General features: G+C 64.5%; 12 protein-coding genes and 2 riboswitches. Of the genes, 3 read left to right on the forward strand and 9 right to left on the reverse strand.

What is annotated here, in order from left to right:
• Positions 1 to 21 precede the first annotated feature (21 nt).
• The 3 genes from ACPPVR_RS15835 to ACPPVR_RS15845 all read left to right on the forward strand — a co-directional run bounded on the left by ACPPVR_RS15835 (position 22) and on the right by ACPPVR_RS15845 (position 2,440).
• Positions 22 to 723 carry a glutathione S-transferase N-terminal domain-containing protein gene (locus ACPPVR_RS15835; protein ID WP_426615129.1) on the forward strand — a complete coding sequence of 234 codons (702 nt, stop codon included), beginning with the start codon at positions 22 to 24 and terminating at the stop codon, positions 721 to 723.
• Positions 724 to 854: 131 nt separating this feature from the next.
• A complete protein-coding gene (locus ACPPVR_RS15840) occupies positions 855 to 1,463 on the forward strand; it encodes a 2-hydroxychromene-2-carboxylate isomerase (RefSeq protein ID WP_426615130.1) in 609 nt (202 codons plus the stop codon).
• A complete protein-coding gene (locus ACPPVR_RS15845; RefSeq protein ID WP_426615131.1) occupies positions 1,463 to 2,440 on the forward strand; it encodes an NADPH:quinone oxidoreductase family protein in 978 nt (325 codons plus the stop codon). Before ACPPVR_RS15840 ends, ACPPVR_RS15845 begins: the two co-directional genes overlap by 1 nt.
• A gap of 96 nt (positions 2,441 to 2,536) precedes the next feature.
• Here ACPPVR_RS15845 and ACPPVR_RS15850 read toward each other — a convergent pair whose 3' ends face one another.
• The 9 genes from ACPPVR_RS15850 to ACPPVR_RS15890 form a co-directional block, all read right to left on the reverse strand.
• Positions 2,537 to 3,427 (reverse strand): crotonase/enoyl-CoA hydratase family protein, encoded by an 891-nt coding sequence (locus ACPPVR_RS15850; RefSeq protein ID WP_426615132.1) that lies wholly within the window; start codon positions 3,425 to 3,427, stop codon positions 2,537 to 2,539.
• A 141-nt stretch (positions 3,428 to 3,568) separates the two neighbouring features.
• A complete protein-coding gene (locus ACPPVR_RS15855) occupies positions 3,569 to 4,990 on the reverse strand; it encodes an amidase (RefSeq protein WP_426615133.1) in 1,422 nt (473 codons plus the stop codon).
• A 2-nt stretch (positions 4,991 to 4,992) separates the two neighbouring features.
• On the reverse strand, positions 4,993 to 6,156 hold the full coding sequence (locus ACPPVR_RS15860; RefSeq protein WP_426615134.1) for a M20 aminoacylase family protein: 1,164 nt from the start codon (positions 6,154 to 6,156) through the stop codon (positions 4,993 to 4,995).
• 14 nt (positions 6,157 to 6,170) lie between these two features.
• Complete coding sequence (locus tag ACPPVR_RS15865; RefSeq protein ID WP_426615135.1) at positions 6,171 to 7,676, reverse strand: M81 family metallopeptidase; 1,506 nt, start codon at positions 7,674 to 7,676, stop codon at positions 6,171 to 6,173.
• A gap of 213 nt (positions 7,677 to 7,889) precedes the next feature.
• Positions 7,890 to 9,539, reverse strand: coding sequence for an ABC transporter ATP-binding protein (locus ACPPVR_RS15870; RefSeq protein WP_426615136.1), 1,650 nt, complete (start codon positions 9,537 to 9,539; stop codon positions 7,890 to 7,892).
• The gene (locus tag ACPPVR_RS15875) at positions 9,539 to 10,426 is read right to left on the reverse strand and encodes an ABC transporter permease (RefSeq protein WP_426615137.1); all 888 of its coding nucleotides are present in this window, start codon (positions 10,424 to 10,426) and stop codon (positions 9,539 to 9,541) included. Before ACPPVR_RS15875 ends, ACPPVR_RS15870 begins: the two co-directional genes overlap by 1 nt.
• A 19-nt stretch (positions 10,427 to 10,445) precedes the next feature.
• The gene (locus tag ACPPVR_RS15880) at positions 10,446 to 11,387 is read right to left on the reverse strand and encodes an ABC transporter permease (protein ID WP_426615138.1); all 942 of its coding nucleotides are present in this window, start codon (positions 11,385 to 11,387) and stop codon (positions 10,446 to 10,448) included.
• Positions 11,388 to 11,569: 182 nt separating this feature from the next.
• On the reverse strand, positions 11,570 to 12,871 hold the full coding sequence (locus ACPPVR_RS15885) for a D-amino acid dehydrogenase (RefSeq protein ID WP_426615139.1): 1,302 nt from the start codon (positions 12,869 to 12,871) through the stop codon (positions 11,570 to 11,572).
• Positions 12,872 to 12,939: 68 nt separating this feature from the next.
• Positions 12,940 to 13,051, reverse strand: a riboswitch (glycine riboswitch).
• A gap of 3 nt (positions 13,052 to 13,054) precedes the next feature.
• Positions 13,055 to 13,159: riboswitch (glycine riboswitch) on the reverse strand.
• A gap of 95 nt (positions 13,160 to 13,254) precedes the next feature.
• Positions 13,255 to 14,385 (reverse strand): M20/M25/M40 family metallo-hydrolase, encoded by a 1,131-nt coding sequence (locus ACPPVR_RS15890; RefSeq protein WP_426615140.1) that lies wholly within the window; start codon positions 14,383 to 14,385, stop codon positions 13,255 to 13,257.
• Between the last annotated feature and the right edge of the window lie 71 nt (positions 14,386 to 14,456).

The raw sequence follows: 14,456 nt of genomic DNA on the forward strand, positions 1-14,456 counted from the left end.
GGGAAGGCCAAAGGAAAGGTCATGATCGATCTCCATTATGCGCCGACGCCGAACGGCTGGAAAATCTCGATCATGCTGGAGGAACTGGGGCTCCCCTACAGGGTGATCCCCGTCAACATCCGTGCCGGCGAGCAGTTTCGTCCCGAATTTCTGGCGGTCTCCCCGAACAATCGCATCCCCGCGATCGTCGACCACGCGCCTGCCGATGGCGGCGAACCGTTCTCGGTGTTCGAGACCGGTGCGATCCTGATCTATCTGGCCGAGAAGACCGGCCGCTTCTTGGCCAGCGATCTGCGCGGCCGCTCCACCACGATTCAATGGGTGATGTGGCAGATGGCCGGGCTCGGGCCGATGCTCGGCCAGCACGGCCACTTCGCGCTTTATGCAGCGGAAAAGATTCCCTACGCGATCGGGCGGTACCGCGACGAGGCCGCGCGGCTCTATGGCGTGCTCGACCGGCAGCTCGCCAAGACCGGCGCCTATGTCGCCGGCGACTATTCTATCGCCGACATCGCCTGTTTTCCCTGGACCATGACCCACAAGGCGCAGGGCTTTACGCTCGACGACTATCCGAACGTCAAGCGCTGGTACGCCGAGATGCGCGCCAGGCCGCAGGTGCAGGCGGGGCTTGCGATCGGCAAGTTCGTGAAAGAGCCGTTCGACGAGGAATCACGCAAGATCATGTTCGGCGAGCGTGCAAAGGAAGTGTTGGGGAGGAAATAAGCACTGTTCCCTCTTCGTCATTGCGAGCGCAGCGAAGCAATCCAGACTGTCTCCGCGGAAAGATTCTGGATTGCTTCGCTGCGCTCGCTTGACGGAGGATAAAGCCAAGACACACGACAAAAGGAAACGCCATGATCGAATTCTTCTTCGACTGCTCCAGCCCCTGGACCTATCTCGCCTTCCACAACATCCAGCCGCTGGCCAAGGAGCTCGGTGCCGAGATCATTTGGCGGCCGATCCTGGTTGGCGGCATCTTCAACACGGTCAATCCGAGCGTCTATGCGCAGCGCGAGACGCCGGTGCCGCTGAAGGCGCGCTACATGAAGAAGGACCTTCAGGACTGGGCGCGCTCGGCCAACCTCGCAATCAAGATGCCGCCGACGGTGTTTCCGGTGAATAGCGTGAAGGCGATGCGCGGCTGCATTTGGCTCGGCAAGGACATGGTGCCGTTTGCGACCGCATTGTTCGAGACCTATTGGGGCGACGACAAGGACATCTCGCAGGATTCGGTACTCGGCGAGATCTGCAAGAAAGTCGGTATCGACGAGCAAAAGTTCCTCGCGGGCATTTCGGCGCAGGACATCAAGGACCAGCTCAAGGCCAATACGGAAGAGGTGATCGCGCGCGGCGGTTTCGGCTCGCCGACGATCTTCGTCAACAAGACCGACATGTATTTCGGCAATGACCGTCTGCCGCTGATCCGCGAGGCGCTGCTGCGCAGCAAGGCGAGCGCGGCCTGATGGTGCGGGCTGTCATCTGCCGCGTGCTCGGCGCGCCCGAAACGCTACGGCTGGAAGAGTTTCCGCCGCGGGCCCTGAAGCCGGGCGAGGTGCGCGTCGCGATCCGCGCCGCCGGGCTGAATTTTCCTGATGTGCTGATGGCGGCGGGCGAATATCAGCTCAAGCCGGAGTTGCCGTTCACGCCCGGCATGGAAGCTGCCGGGGACGTGACCGAAGTGGGCGCGGAGGCGAGCGGCGTCGCGGTCGGCGACAAGGTCATCGTCAAGATGCGCCATGGCGCCTTCACCGACGAAGCTGTGGTGACGCCCTCGCAGCTCACCCCAATGCCATCGACCTTTGACTATGCGGAGGCTGCGACCTATCTCGCCGGCCACGGTACTGCCTATCACGCGCTGATCGATCGCGGCAGGGTCGAGCCCGGCGAGGTGTTGTTGGTGCACGGCGCGGGCGGCGGCGTCGGCCTCGCGGCCGTTGAGCTCGGCAAGATGCTGGGCGCGACCGTGATCGCGACGGCCTCCAGCGACGAAAAGCTTGCGATTGCGAAATTGCGCGGCGCTGATCATCTCGTGCGCTACGACCGCGAGCCGTTTCGTGATGCCGTCAAGCGCATCACCGATGGCCGCGGCGCCGACGTCGTGTTCGATCCTGTCGGAGGCGAGGTCTTCGAGAACTCGATGCGCTGTATCGCCTGGGGGGCCCGGCTGCTCGTGATCGGCTTCACCGGTGGCATCGGTTCGGCCAAGACCAATCTGCTGCTGATCAAGGGCGCGAGCGTGCTCGGCGTGCGCGCTGGCGAGGCCGTGCGGAAAAATCCTGCGCTTGGTGAGGTACGCCTCAAGGCGCTGCTCCAATGGGCGGAGGAGGGCAAGCTGTGCCCCAACATCTCGCACCGGCTGCCGCTCGCGGACTACGCGAAGGCGATGCGATTGCTGCTCGACCGCAAGGCGATCGGGCGCGTGGCGCTGGTGATGGAGTGACGGATGCGTAAGGCGGGTTAGCGTAGCGTAACCCGTCGCTTTGTCGCCGCGAGAGAAGAGGTGGGTTACGCCTCCGGCTAACCCACCTTTTGAAGCCTACTTGTATTCCCGCTCGCTCCACCACGGGAAATAATCCGGCATATCGCTCGAGACCTTGTTCTTGAACTGCGCCGGGCGCTTCTCCAGGAACGACACCACGCCTTCTTTCACATCGTCGGAGCGGCCGCGGGCGTAGATGCCGCGGCTGTCGACCTTGTGGGCTTCCATCGGATCATCAGCGCCCATCATGCGCCACATCATCTGGCGGATCAGCGCCACCGAAACCGGCGCAGTCTTCGCTGCGAATTCCTTGGCGAGTGCGCGTGCGGTCGGCAGCAAATCATCCGGTGGCACGACCTTGCTGACGAGGCGTCCCGCCAGCGCTTCCTGCGCCGGGAAGACGCGGCCCGAATAGCACCATTCCAGCGCCTGCGAGATGCCGACGATGCGCGGCAAGAACCAGCTCGAGGCGGCCTCCGGCACGATGCCGCGCTGGGAGAACACGAAGCCAAAGCGTGCAGCGTCGGATGCGATGCGGATGTCCATCGCGAGCTGCATGGTGACGCCGATGCCGACTGCGGGTCCGTTCACAGCCGCAATCACCGGCTTCAAGCACTTGAAGATGCGCAGCGTCACCTGGCCGCCGCCGTCGCGCACCTGGGGATCGCTGTAATCGACCTTGCCGTCGGCGAAGCGCTTCACCGGTCCGCGCCGGGCGTCGCGGTCAAAGGTGTCGGCGCCGGAAGAGAGATCTGCGCCCGCGCAAAAGCCGCGGCCGGCGCCGGTGACGATGATGGCGCGGACGTTGTCGTCCTTGTCGGCAGCGTCGAACGCGTCGATCAGCTCGGCCTGCATCTGCGCGTTGAAGGCGTTGAGCTTGTCGGGCCGGTTCAGCGTGATGGTGAGGATCTGTTCGGCGACCTCGTATTTGATCGTCTCATACGCCATGGGTGGTTTCCTTCCTTCTTGAACGCAGTCTCGTGAAGAGACGTCATGCATGGTCGCCAGCGTCCGTCTTGCGCGGACTGGGCATGTGGCGGCCGTTACGATAACGTGGATGGCCGGGACAAGCCCGGCCACGACGGATTGCTACTTTGCCGGCGGGCTGGGCCACGGTCGTTGTGGGCCACGCAGGCCCTCGAAAGCCTTGGCCATGCCGAGCACGCCGATATCGTCGAAGCGGCGGCCGACGATCTGTACACCGATGGGAAAACCCTTGGCGTCGAAGCCGCCGTTGATGGAGACCGCCGGGTTCTCGGACATATTCCACGGCACGGTATAGCCGATGTGCTCGAACGGCTTCATCGGATCGTTCAGCGGCGAGGCAAACTCCGCCGGGTAGTTCACGTTCGGCGCGGTCGGCGACATCACATAGTCGAGCTCGCAGAACAGCTTTGCCGCGGCAGCGCGGATTGCCATAGTCTGATTGAAGCCCCTGATGACGTCGACGCCCGACAGCTTTGCACCGGACGCGCCCCATTTGAAGATATAGGGCAGCACCTTGGCCTGTTCAGCGGGTGTCAACTTCGACAGATCGTCCCACATCCGCGCGCGCCAGAAATTGTCGAGGCCATCGAGCATCTCGCGGGTCAAAATGCCGTCGACCTCGGTGACGACGGCGCCGGCGGATTCGAACGCTTTCGCGGCCTTCACCGCGGCCTCGCGCACCGGCCTCTCCGGCGGTGGGCCGACGCCGCAATCGAGCATCAGGCCGATGCGCAGCTTGCGCGGCGATTTGTCCAGAACCTTCCAGTTGATGGTGTCGGTGGGCAAGCTCGTGCCGTCGCGACGGTCGGGCTTGGCGATCACACTCATCATCAGCGCGCAATCGTCGACCGTGCGGGTCATGGGACCGGCGACGCGGCCGACATAGGCGGGGTCGATCGGCACGCGGCCGAAGCTCGGCTTCAAGCCGACGAGCCCGCACCAGCCCGCGGGCAGGCGTACCGAGCCGCCGATATCGGTGCCAAGATGCAAGGGGCCATAGCCGGCTGCCGCCGCGGCGCCCGCACCGGCGCTGGAGCCGCCGGGATTCTTGGTGAGGTCCCAGGGATTGCGCGCCAGCGCATGGAAGCTCGATAGCCCCGAGGACAGCATGCCGTAATCGGGCATGGTGGTTTTTGCGAAGATGATCGCACCGGCCTCGCGCAGGCGCGCGGCGGGCGGCGCGTCCTTCTCGGCCGGCACCAGCTTGACGCTGGCAGCCCCCAGCGGCACCGGCACGCCCTTGGTCGCGATGTTGTCCTTCACGGTCGCCGGCACGCCGTCGAGCGGGCCGGACGGTTCTCCCCCGGACCAGCGCGCGGTCGAGGCCTTTGCGGCCTCGCGCGCGCCGTCGGGATCGAACGCATAGAGCGCCTTGAGATGTGGCTCCCAAGCGGCGACGTGCTCAAGCACGTCGTCCAGCACCTCGCTCGGCGAGAACTGCTTGGCGCGATAGCCCGCGATCAGATCGACCGCGGACAGATCGTGCAGCGAGGTAACCGCCTCTTCGACGCTCTTTTTCTGCATTGCTAGACCACCGGCATGCGCGTTTCGATGATTCGGGCGAACATGCTGGCGCCGATCGGCAGGATCTTGTCGTCGAGCACGTAGCCGGGGTTGTGCACGGGCACCGAGCCGTCATGGCCGACCCAGAAATAGGCGCCGGGAATGGTTTCCAGCATGTCGGCGAAATCTTCGCTGCCCATCTTCGGCGTCGTGCGCGTGATCACCTTGGCGGGATCGACGATGGTGCGCGCGACGTCCTCGACCACCTTGGACTGCTCGACCTGGTTGACCAGCACGTTGAAGGTGTCGCGGATGTCGACGTCGATCACGCATTGATAGGCGCTCGCGATGCCGGCGCAGATCGTACGAATGCGTTCGCTGATCAGGGTGCGGACTTCTTTCGAGAAGGTGCGGATGGTGCCGCAGAGATGGGCTTCGCCGGGAATGACGTTGTAGGCGGAGCCCGCATGGATCTGGGTGATCGACACCACCGCAGCCTGGAGCGGTTCGACGTTGCGGCTGACGATGGTCTGGATCGCCTGCGCCAGCGTGGTCGCGATCACGACCGCGTCCTTGGAGCGCTCGGGCATCGCGCCATGCGCGCCATAGCCGGTGATGCGAAGGTCGAAGAAGTCGGCGCTGGCCATTGCCGGGCCAGGCAGGATCGCGATCTCGCCGAGATTGAGGTCGGGCGCGTTGTGTAGGCCGTAGAGCTCGTCGCAGGGGAATTTCTCGAACAGCCCGTCCTTGATCATCGCACGGGCGCCGCCGAGGCCTTCCTCGGCCGGCTGGAAAATCAGGTGCACGGTGCCGTCAAAGTTTTTCGTCTCGGCGAGATAGCGCGCGGTGCCGAGCAGCATGGTGGTGTGGCCGTCATGGCCGCAACCGTGGAAGCGGCCCGGAATTTTCGAACTCCATTTCAGATTGGTGTTCTCTTCCATCGGCAGCGCGTCCATGTCGGCGCGGAGCCCGATGCGCTTGCCGCTTGCGCCCTTGCCTTTGATGATTCCGATCACGCCGGTGCCGCCGAGGCCGCGATGCACCTCGATCCCCCAGCCCTTCAGCTTGTCGGCGACGATGCCGGAGGTGCGGACTTCCTCGAAGCCGATCTCGGGATGGGCGTGGAGGTCGCGGCGGATGGCGGTGAGTTCGTCGGCGTAGCCGTCGATGCGATCAATCGTGGGCATGTGGTCCTGTCCAGTTAGCGTGAAGGGGGCGTGAAAACGGGGCCGTTCGGCTTGATGCGGATGCCCGGCCGCAAGCGCGTCCAGGGCAGCGAAGCGGTGTCGGCCGGCATTGCGCCGGGCGCGGCGCAGATCATCAGCTTCTCAGCGATTGGCTCGAAATCGGCGCGGAAGTGCACTGAGCTCTTGTTGACCAAAATCTTCTGCGTGGTCGGCTCGATGCCGACATAGCGATACATCGCCTGATCGGCGAGCTGCGCTTTGTGCGAGGAGACGACGACGCGGACGTCGCCGATCCGAATGCAGGCCGAGGGGCCCATCTCCATCTCGCGGCCGCCATAGTAAGGGCCGGGCGCGATGAAGCGGCCGTCGGAGAGCTTTTCGACGACGAAGGTCTCGCGATAGGGCTCGTCGCCGGGAATGCCGGACTTGCCGCCGAGCGACAGCGTTACGGTGGCGCCGACGCCGGCCGCATGCGCTGCTTTTGCCGACTCCGGATCGTAGATCGCGCCGGTCGCGGCGCTGGCCTTGTTGCGCACCAGCGCACGGAGCATGCCGGTGGTGTCGGAATCGCCGCCGGCGCCCGGATTGTCCTGGGTGTCGGCGATGATGATCGGCTTGCTCGCGTTCTTCGAAAGTTCCATCGCATGGCGCACGCCGTCATCGGGCGACCAGATCTTGCCGTCGAAATCGTCCTCGTGGCTTTCGATCAGTTTGACGATGGCATCCGCCGCGCGATCGGCGTCAGCCTGCGTCTTGCCATAGGCGAACACGCTCGGCCCGCAATCGCGGAAGTCCGCGGCAGGGAAGCCGGGCGCGAAAGAGAGCGTCGGTACCGCGTCGTTCTCCAGCGCAGCAAGCTTCTCATAGATGCCCTTGGTCGGCTGGTCGTTGGTGCACTGCCAGCTGATCGGGATCAGGAACGGCAATTGCCGGAACGCTTTTGAGAAGCGCTGTTTCGTCTTCAGCAGCAGCGCGAGGTGCCTTGCGGAGGCGCGGCCGGTCTCAGCCATGTCGACATGCGGATAAGTGCGGTAGGCGATCAGCGCGTCCGCATGTTCCATCATCGCGGGCGTGACATTGGCGTGCAGGTCGAGGCTCGTGACCAGCGGGACATCCTTCCCGATGACGCGGCGCACGCGCGCCAAAATCTCGCCTTCGCCGTCGTCGAGATGCTCGGTCACCATGGCGCCGTGCAAATCGAGATAGACGGCATCGAGAGGGCCGGCAGCTGCGATGCCATCGACCATCACCTTCACGATGCGCTCGAAAGCATCCCTGGTGACGTGCGCCGACGGGCTTGCGCCGCAGGCAATCGTTGGAATCAGTTCCCAGCCATTGGCTTCGGCGCTGTCGACGAAACCGGCCACGCCGACATTGATGCGCCGCATCATCTTCAGCACGTCGGTACCTTGCGTCATCGCAGGCCAACCGCCGCCATGCTGGAAGTCCGCAAAGGTCGCCTTCGTCGGAGCGAAGGTGTTGGTCTCGTGCAGGAAGCCGCCGACGGCGATACGTGTCATCAATTCAAGTCCAGCGATTGAAAGTGCGCGACGTTAGCCTTGCCCTTGCGGCGAGAGCAAGGTGGGAAGCAATTCGAAAGCGCATGGGGTCAAGCTGTTTTGGGAATGCTTCCAGCAATCACCGTCATTGCGAGCGCAGCGAAGCAATCCAGACTTTTATCCGCAGAGGGATTCTGGATTGCTTCGCTACGCTCGCAATGACGAGGGATAGACCTAGGCGCTCGCAGCCACACCCTCAGACACCGGCCGGAAGTTCGCAAAATCCCAGCCGCGGCCTGGCGCTGCCTCGAGCAAGGCCCTTGTGTAGGCCTCCTTTGGATGCGTCAGCACTTCGGCGGCCGGGCCCTGTTCGACGACGCGGCCGTGCTGCATCACCACGACCTCGTCGCAGATCTGGGCGGCGACGCGCAGATCGTGGGTGATGAACAGGATGGCGATGCCGAGACGCTTCTGGATTTCGTCGAGCAGTTCCAGCACCTGCGCCTGCACGGAGACGTCGAGCGCGGAGACGGCTTCGTCCGCGACCAGCACGTCCGGATCGAGTGCGAGCGCGCGTGCAATCGCGATGCGCTGGCGTTGGCCACCGGAGAACTGGTGCGGATAGCGCGTCACGGCGTCGGCCGGGAGGCCGACGAGTTCGAGCAGCTCGCGGGCGCGCTTCATGGCGTTGGCGTGCGAGACGCCATAGTTGATCGGGCCTTCCGCGATGCTCTCGCCGACGGTGACGCGCGGGTTGAGCGAGCGGTAGGGGTCCTGGAACACGATCTGGATCTTTTGCCGGTGCGGCTGCAGCAGGCGGCGTGAGATGTCGGAGATCTCGCGGCCAGCCAGGCGCACGCCGCCGGAGGTCGGATCGATCAGGCGGACTATGCAGCGCGCCACCGTCGACTTGCCCGAGCCGCTTTCGCCGACGATGCCGAGCGTGCGGCCCTTGCGCAGCGTCAGCGTGACTTTGTCGGCGGCGACGACCTCGCGGCCTTTGCCGAAGAACGCGCGCTCCTTATAGACCTTGCCGAGCTCGTTGGCCTCCAGCACCACCGGTTCCTTGCTCTCCTCACGCGGAGCACGCGGCACCAGGCTCGGCACAGCCGAGAGCAGGTTGCGGGTGTACTCCATGGTCGGGCTGCGCAGGATGGAATCCAGCGTGCCGGTCTCGACGAGGCGGCCCTGCCGCATCACCGCAACACGATCGGCGATCTCGGCCACCACGCCCATGTCGTGGGTGATGAACAGCACGGCAGTGCCGTGATCGCGCTGAAGGTCGCGGATCAGGGTCAGGATCTGCTTCTGCGTGGTGACGTCGAGCGCGGTGGTCGGCTCGTCGGCGATCAGGAGCTTCGGTTCGAGCACCAGCGCCATCGCGATCATGATGCGCTGGCGCTGGCCGCCGGAGAGGCGGTGCGGGTAGGAGGCGAAGATGCGCTCGACCTGGGGCAGGCGAACCTGCTCCATCATGTCGAGGATACGCTTCTTCCGCGCCTTCGCGTCGAGATTGGTATGGGCGCGCAACACTTCGTCGATCTGGCGGCCGACCGGCACGACGGGATTGAGCGCCGTCATCGGCTCCTGGAAAATCATCGCCATCTGCGTCGCGCGGAGCTGGCGCAGGCGCCGGTCGGTCGCGGTGAGGATCTCCTCGCCGACGAGCTTGACGCTACCGCCGGTCGGAACCAGCGTGCCCTTCGGCAGCAGGCCCATCGTGGTCAGCGAGGTCACTGATTTGCCCGAGCCGCTTTCGCCGACGAGGCAGAGCGTCTCGCCCTGGTGCACCTGGATCGAGATGCCGTCGATGATGTTGGCGCCCTTCGGCTTCTTGCCGATGGAGACGACGAGGTTGTTGATGTCGAGGACTGGGTTGGTCATCACTTGCCCTCCCGCTGCTTCATGCGCGGATCGAGAGCGTCGCGGGCGGCGTCGCCGATCAGATTGATGCTGAGGATGGCGATCGAGAGCAGCAGGCCCGGCCAAAAGATCAGCGTCGGCTTGAGCTGAAAATACTGGCGGCCCTCGGCCATGATGTTGCCCCAGGTCGGCGTCTCCGGCGAAATGCCGGCGCCGAGGAAGGACAGGATGGCCTCGGTGAGGATCGCCGAGGCGCAGACATAGGTGCCCTGAACGATCAGCGGCGCGATCGTGTTCGGCATCAAATGGCGCCACATGATCTTTGGTAGCGATGAGCCGACGGAGATCGCGGCCTCGACATAGGGCTCTTCGCGCGCTGACAGTACGACCGAGCGCACCAGGCGCGCCACGCGCGGGATTTCGGGAATGGTGATCGCAATCAGCACGGTCCAGATGCTGGCGCCGGACAGCGACACCACGGCGATCGCGAGCAGGATGCTCGGCATCGCCATCAGGCCGTCCATGATGCGCATCATGACGGAATCGACCAGCTTGAAGAAGCCGGAGACGAGGCCGATCGCAAGCCCGATGACGATCGACATGATCGCCGAGCCGATGCCGATCAGCAGCGAGACGCGGCCGCCATAGATGACGCGCGACAAGAGGTCACGGCCATAGGCGTCGGTGCCGAGCAGGAATTGCGCCGAAGAGGGCTTGAGCCGCTGCGACGGCGCGAGCTGGATCGGATCATGCGGCGCGATCAGCGGCGCCAGGATCGAGATCAGCACGATCAGCGCGAGCAACACGGTTGCCGTGGCGATGATCGGCGTCGAGGTGAGGAAGCCGAAACGTGGCCGCAGCGGCGACGTGATCGGAATGGACGACTGGGGAAGGGTATCGACCGACATGTTTGTCCTTGTCCTTGCCTCAGTACCGGATCCGGGGATCGAGCAGGGTGTAGGCGACGTCGATGAGAAGATTGACGACGACGTAGATCAGCGATGTCAGCAAAATCATCGCCTGGATCACCGGATAGTCGCGCGCCAGCACCGCGTCCACGGTGAGGCGGCCGATGCCGGGGATATTGAACACGCTCTCGGTGACGACGACGCCGGAGATCAGCAGCGCAAAGCCGGTGCCGATCACGGTGATCACGGGCACGGCGGCGTTGCGCAGCGCATGCCGCATCATGACAGCGACCTCGTTGATGCCCTTGGCGCGCGCGGTGCGGACATAATCCTCGCCGAGCACGTCGAGCATCGCCGCACGCGTCATGCGTGCGATCAACGCGACGTAGATGAACGAGAGCGCACAGGTCGGCAGGATGATCCGTTCGAAGAATGGCCCGAAGCCCGAGCTGATGCTCTTGAAGCCCTGCACCGGCACCCAGCGCAGATCGATCGCAAAGACCTCGATCAGGACGTAGCCGATCACGAACACCGGCACCGAGAAGCCGAGCACGGAGAGCCCCATCACGAAACGGTCGATCCAGGTGCCGTGCTTCCACGCCGCGATGACGCCCAGGGGAACGGCGACGATGACGGCGAGGATGATGGTCGACAGTGCGATCGAGATCGACGGCTCGACGCGTTGGCCGATCATCTTCATGACCGGCAAATTGGAGATGAGCGACGTGCCGAGATCGCCGTGCAGCAGTTTGCCCACCCAGGTGATGAACTGCACGATCAGCGGCTCGTTGAGGCCGAGCGACTCGCGGATGCGCTCGAGCCGTTCCGGCGTGGCATTGTCGCCGGCGAGGATCGCGGCGGGATCGCCCGGCGTCAGCCGCAGCAGCAGGAAGACGAACAGCGCCACCACGCCCATCACGGGCACCGCGGCCAGCACGCGGCGAATGAGATAACCTAGCATGCACCTATCTCCGGCTGCGGAACTTGTGGGGCTCCAGGGAGCCCGTTGTTGCTATCGTGTCTATCATGCGCGCCTGTCATTCGGGCTGGAAAAGCCGGCCGGAGATGCTGCCCCTTCGGGGCAAATTGTGTGCCAAGGGCAGGGCAGCCGCAAGGGGCCGCCTCGCATCGGTGTTCGACCACTCAAGATGCACGACGCATCTCGCGCTCAACCGCAAGTAAGGGGACGGTCGGCGGCGCATTGAGCCCGCGCCAGCTGTCGATGGTCCCGGCAATCATCTGCGCGGTCGCGGCCGACAAGGTCCAGCCGAGATGGCCATGGCCGGTGTTGAAGAACACGCCGGGCATCCGCCCTGCGCGTACCACCGGCATCATGTTCGGCATCATCGGGCGCAGCCCGGCCCAGGGCACGACCCGCGACGTCTCGACGGCGGGGAAGTTGCTGCGCACCCAATCGACCAGCGGCTGCACGCGGTCGGCGCGGATGTCGCGGTTGAAGTCGTTGAATTCGGCGGTACCGGCGACGCGGAAGCGATCGGCGCCGAGCCGGCTGGTGACGATCTTGGCGGCCTCATCCAGCAGGCTGACGGTTGGCGTCGCGTTGCGGCTCTCGGCCGAGTCGAGCTGCACGGTGATAGAGTAGCCCTTCACCGGATAGACATTGACGCGTTCGTCGAGCAGGGCGGCGAAGTGACGGCTCGCAACGCCGGCGCAGACCACGACGCCGTCGACCTTGAGCATGCCGCGCGCGGATGCGACAGCATCGTTTGCGGCAAGGTCAGCCCAGCCGAGGACAAAGCCGCTGCCGGCGCGGGCGATCGAATCGATGTTGGCTTCGTGGATGAAGGTCGCGCCGCGCCGCTTGCAGGCGTCTGCAAGCCCGCGCGTGAACTTGTGGATATCGCCGGTCGCATCCGACGGCGTGTAGAAGCCGCCGTAGTACGCCTTGCGCAGCGTCGGCTCGATCGTGCGAATTTCCTCCGGCGTCACCGGACGCCGATCGAGGCCGCCCTCCTTCAACAGCGCGTTGACGCGCAGGCCGGATTCGAAACCCTTCTTGTCGTGATAGATGTGGAGAATGCCGCGGCGTTCGAGATCGAAGTCGATGCCTTCGCGCGTCGCGATCTCGAAAAGATGCTTGCGGGCTTCGATGGCAAGCCGCGTGGTTTGAATCGTGTTGGCGCGGTAGTTGCCGATGTTGGCGACGAACTCGCCCATCCACGAATATTTGTGCCAGTTCGGCCGTGGGTTCATCAGCAGCGGCGCGTCGCGCCGGAACATCCAGCGCAGGCCTTTGAGGATCGTCGCGGCGCTGTTCCACACTTCGGCATTGCTGGCGGAAAGCTGTCCGCCATTGGCGAAGGAGGTCTCCATCGCGGCGTAGCGGTGCTTGTCGAGCACCGTCACCTTGTAGCCGCGTTCGAGCAGGGCATAGGCGGTCGTTACGCCGGTGATACCGGCGCCGATGATGGCAATATGGGTCATGTCAGGTGCGGGGCTCCCGTGAGTTAGAGTCGGCTAACCGCCGGCCACAAGGCCGTTGGCGGCGCCCCATCTGTCACGGTTACCTGAGAGCTTGATCCGGCACGAACCCGACAAGGTCTGTGCGGACTATCCCCTTCGGTGGACGTCACGATCCCAAGATCGTGCCGCCTCTCTCCAGATCGTCCTGACGATACAGTCCTTTTGCCTGAGAGTTTCCGGGGCGGTTGCTCCGTCGGCGCCGCAACGAAAGCTAGAAGCCTTCGTCGCGATCTCTCCCGCATCGTCGCGTGGACCATCGAGCAGTACGATGCGCCTCATTTTTGGACAAGGCTAAATTTCAACCGCGACTGCTAACGCATTGTGCAGTGCGAAGTTGATTCAATTTACGCCAGCGTCGCCAGCAGCCCCGCCATCAGCCGGCCGCGTTCGACAAGGCTCTCGACCTCGATGAACTCCTCAAGTGTGTGGCCGTTGCCGCCGCGCACGCCGAGGCCATCGAGCGTCGGGATGCCCATTGCGCCGGTGAAATTGCCGTCGGAGCCGCCGCCCGAGCTTGCATGCGGCAGCTCGGCGCCGAGCGACTTGGCGATGCCGCGCGCCTTTTCATAGAGCGCCATGGTGCCGGCATCCGGTTCCCACACCGGCCGGGTCACGCCGCGCGTTACTTTGAAGGAGACGTCATTGGCGGTACCCGACAGCGCCAGCATCCGCTCCACGCCGCGGTCGAGATCGGCCTGGCGCTTGGCCATCGACAGCGCCTCGCCAGTTGCGGTCGTGGCGACGCAATTGACCCATTGGCCGCCATGCACGACACCGACCGAGAAGGTGCAGTCCTCCGTCGTCATCGCGTCGATCGCAAGGATTTGCCGCGCCATCTCGCGGATCGCCGAGCGACCCGCCGACAGCATCGCACCGGCGTGGCTCGGCCGGCCCGTCGCCTCGAGATTGAAACGAGCGATGGCGTAACGTCCGGTGGTGACGCCGTTGTCGGCGCGGCCGGGCTCCGGCACCAGCACGTATTTGTTGCGCGCGGCCTCGGCCTCAATGATGTCGCGCGTCGAGGGGGTGCCGACTTCCTCGTCCGGCGTGAACAGCACGGTGATCGGCAGCGGCGTGGTGAAGGAGGCGCGGGCCAGCTGCCGGATCGCTTCCAGCGAGAGATAGTTGCCGCCCTTCATGTCGTAGATGCCGGGGCCGTAGCATCTGTTGCCCTCGCGCCGCCATTTCAGCTTCTCGATGGTGCCGACCGGGTGGACGGTATCCATGTGACCGGCGATCAGGATACCTGGCTCGCCCTGCTTCGGATGCGGAAAGCGGGCGCGGATGACGCCGCCAAAGCCTTGCCGGCCGCCGATGCGCTCGATCGTCGCACCCATGATCGCCATGTCCCGCGCTGCGATATCGAGCATACGGTTGACCGCGCCTGCGTCCCAGGTCGGGCTTTCGCATTCCACCCAGTTGCGCAGGCCCTCGAGCATGGTCTCGGAATCAAAGGGAAGATTGGCTGGATTCATCGGGAAGTCTCTCAAGCTTTGAAAGATGGAACGCGCATTGCATCCGCGAAGGGCAGGACAAGCGGAACAGC

It is taken from the genome of Bradyrhizobium sp. McL0616, assembly GCF_049993385.1.
GTDB lineage: Bacteria > Pseudomonadota > Alphaproteobacteria > Rhizobiales > Xanthobacteraceae > Bradyrhizobium.